At 43.5% G+C, this 1,189-nt stretch carries 1 protein-coding gene; it reads left to right on the forward strand.

The features are described 5' to 3' along the window. Nucleotide 1: 1 nt before the first annotated feature. Nucleotides 2–1,177: an elongation factor Tu gene (gene tuf / locus ACFIJR_RS09025; RefSeq protein WP_330167429.1), complete on the forward strand. Its 1,176-nt coding sequence runs from the start codon at nucleotides 2–4 to the stop codon at nucleotides 1,175–1,177. The last annotated feature ends 12 nt before the right edge of the window (nucleotides 1,178–1,189 follow it).

Consider the following 1,189-nt stretch of genomic DNA (forward strand, 5'->3'; position numbering starts at 1 on the left):
GATGGCGAAGAGCAAGTTTGAACGAACAAAACCGCATGTTAATATTGGTACGATTGGTCACGTTGATCATGGGAAGACTTCGTTGACAGCAGCGATTACGAAATATTTTGGTGAATTTAAAGCCTATGATCAAATTGATGCTGCCCCAGAGGAACGCGCACGTGGGATTACTATTTCTACAGCACACGTTGAGTATGAAACGGAAAATCGTCACTATGCGCACGTTGATTGTCCGGGACACGCTGATTATGTGAAGAACATGATCACAGGGGCAGCACAGATGGATGGTGCTATTTTGGTTGTTTCAGCAGCTGATGGTCCAATGCCTCAGACACGTGAGCATATTTTGCTTGCGCGTCAGGTTGGTGTTCCAGCAATTGTTGTTTTTCTTAATAAAGTTGATCAGGTTGATGATGCAGAACTTTTGGAGCTTGTAGAGCTTGAGGTTCGGGAACTTTTATCCAAATATGATTTTCCAGGCGATGATATACCAATTGTTAAGGGTTCTGCTTTAGCAGCTCTTGAGGATAAGGATAAAAGCATTGGTGAAGATGCCGTTCGTCTTTTAATGAGTGAAGTTGATAATTATATTCCAACCCCTGAACGTCCCGTTGATCAACCATTTTTGATGCCGATAGAGGATGTGTTTTCGATTTCGGGTCGTGGAACAGTTGTAACAGGTCGTGTTGAGCGTGGTATTATTAAAGTTGGAGAGGAAATCGAGATTATCGGTATTCGTCCAACGTCTAAGACGACAGTTACAGGCGTTGAAATGTTCCGCAAGCTTTTAGATCAGGGTCAAGCGGGTGATAATATAGGAGCTCTGCTTCGTGGTGTTGACCGTGAAGGGATTGAGCGTGGTCAAGTATTGGCGAAGCCAGGATCTGTTACGCCTCATACACGTTTTAAAGCAGAAGCTTACATTTTGACAAAAGATGAAGGTGGACGTCATACACCATTTTTCACGAATTATCGTCCTCAGTTTTACTTCCGTACGACGGATGTTACAGGTATTGTTACGCTTCCAGAAGGAACGGAAATGGTTATGCCAGGCGACAATGTTGCCATGGATGTTTCGTTGATTGTTCCGATAGCGATGGAAGAGAAGCTTCGTTTTGCTATTCGTGAAGGTGGTCGTACTGTTGGTGCCGGTATCGTCTCTAAGATCATTGAATAAATAATGCTTGTT

Origin of the sequence: Bartonella sp. OD88NMGDW, from assembly GCF_042193775.1 — a bacterium.
Lineage (GTDB): Bacteria > Pseudomonadota > Alphaproteobacteria > Rhizobiales > Rhizobiaceae > Bartonella > Bartonella grahamii.

Coding starts and splice junctions, on each gene's coding strand:
- tuf (WP_330167429.1), top strand. CDS start 2: ATGGCGAAGAGCAAGTTTGAACGAACAAAACCGCATGTTAATATTGGT.